The organism is Cytophagia bacterium CHB2 (assembly GCA_030263535.1).
Taxonomy (GTDB): domain Bacteria; phylum Zhuqueibacterota; class Zhuqueibacteria; order Zhuqueibacterales; family Zhuqueibacteraceae; genus Coneutiohabitans.
Map to the genome: position 1 here is coordinate 1 of SZPB01000649.1, position 1,865 is coordinate 1,865.

A 1,865-nucleotide genomic window follows, 5' to 3' on the forward strand; every position below is an offset into this window, starting at 1 on the left:
AAAATCCTCGGCTTGATCCTTTTCAAACTGAATGATGGGCACACCCTTCGCGGCCCGCTGCCGGGGCACATGATGATCCAGCCCTTCGAGCGCGATCACCACGCCGCCGGAATGCACGCTCATGTGTCGCGGTGTGCCGCGCAGACGCTCGGCGAGAACGAAGATTTCCGGCCAGGGCGGGGGAAAATCATCCTGGCGGTAAACCGGATGCTTGGCCACAATCTCGGCAATGCGCTCACTTTCCCAGCCGGAAAGCTTTTTGGTGACGCGCGAAATTTCGCCCGGCGGCAAGCCAAATACTTTGGCTACTTCGCGAATTGTTGAGCGCGTTTTCAGCGTGACATGATTGGAGATCATGGCCGCCTGGGCCTCGCCATACTTCGCAAAAATCCAATTCAAAATCTCGTCGCGTTCATCCCAGGCAAAATCAATGTCGGCATCCGGCAAATCTTTGCGGCCCGGACTCAAAAACCGCTCGAAATAAAGATTGTGGGCAAGGGGATCGACATTGGTGATACCCAGGCAATAACTCACCAAACTGGCCGCCACAGAGCCGCGGCCACACGTGCGCGGCGATTGCTGCACGATTTCGCGGACCACCAAAAAATAATCCGCAAAGCCCTTGCTGATGATCACCTTCAACTCATGTTCCATGCGCTCACGCACATTCGCAGTAATCTCGCGATAACGTTCGTGCGCCCCGCGATAACACAAGTCACGCAAAAGCTCTGCACTAGTCTTGGTTTGATTTGTGAGATAGGTGGGAAAAATCGTCACGCCAACGTGAAGTTGAAATGCTGCACACGTTTCAGCGATCAGACGCGCATTTGTCAGAGCTTGCGGGCAAGCAGAAAATTCACGCTCGAACTCAGGCGGACTTTTGAGAAAGGCCTGCGGCGAGACGAAACGATTTTCCGGCACGCGGCTGAGTGCGGCATTTTCATGAATGGCAACCAAAAGCTGGTGCAATTTAAAATCTTCAGGGCGGAGAAAATAAATATCCGGTGAAGCGGCCAGCGGTATCCCGGTGCGCTGACTTTGCCGAATCGCTTCACTGAAATTCGACCAGGGCCTAAGCTCGATGAAAAGATTTTCCGGCCCGCCGGACTGCGCCAATTTTTCTATCAAAACAATGGAATCACTGATCACAATCAAACCCTCGCGCTGCGAAGCCAACTGTGCGAGCGAGAAATCTTCTTCAAGATGCCGGGCCGAGATTATGCGGCAAAGATTGCTGTAACCGCTGCGATTGTAAACCAGCACTTTCGCGCGTTCGTTGTGTTGAATCTCTGCGCCAATGATGGGCTTTAGGCTGTACTCGCGGCACAATTCCAGAAACCACACCAGACCGTAAATGCCGTTAATGTCCGTCACTGCCAGGGAAGGATAACCCTGCGCCCGCACCGCTTCGCATAACGCCCGCAACGAGGGCACGCCTTTGCCGAAAGAATAGTAAGAATGTGCCGTCAACAAAGGGAACATAGTTTTTCACCATCTCCAGCAAGTTATCGTGGCAGAGCGCAATAAACCGAACCGTAAGAAAGTGATTGAGTTTTGCAGCTTGCGGTATTAAAATAAACTGTCGAAAATGCTGAGGGATTTCACTCAAGCTTCAAAGAGAGGTGTTTATGTGCGGACGATACACCAACACGGCCAAGCTGGACGCCATGCAGTTGCGGTTTGACTTTGATACCGACGAAACAGACTTTGTGCCGCGTTACAACATTGCGCCCACGCAATACGCGCCCGTGCTCATTCTCGATGATAGCGGCAACAAAAGACTGGAAATGATGCGCTGGGGCTTGATTCCACATTGGGCCAAAGACGCCAGCATTGGCAACCGTATGATCAACGCCCGCAGCGAA

General features: G+C 52.7%; 2 protein-coding genes. One reads left to right on the top strand and one right to left on the bottom strand.

What is annotated here, in order from left to right; all coding sequences use genetic code 11:
- The coding region (locus tag FBQ85_29860; protein MDL1879337.1) for a DNA polymerase III subunit alpha at window positions 1-1,482 on the bottom strand (1,482 nt) is incomplete at its 3' end.
- Between the two features lie 146 nt (window positions 1,483-1,628).
- Here FBQ85_29860 and FBQ85_29865 point away from each other — a divergent pair.
- The coding region (locus FBQ85_29865) for an SOS response-associated peptidase (protein MDL1879338.1) at window positions 1,629-1,865 on the top strand (237 nt) is incomplete at its 3' end.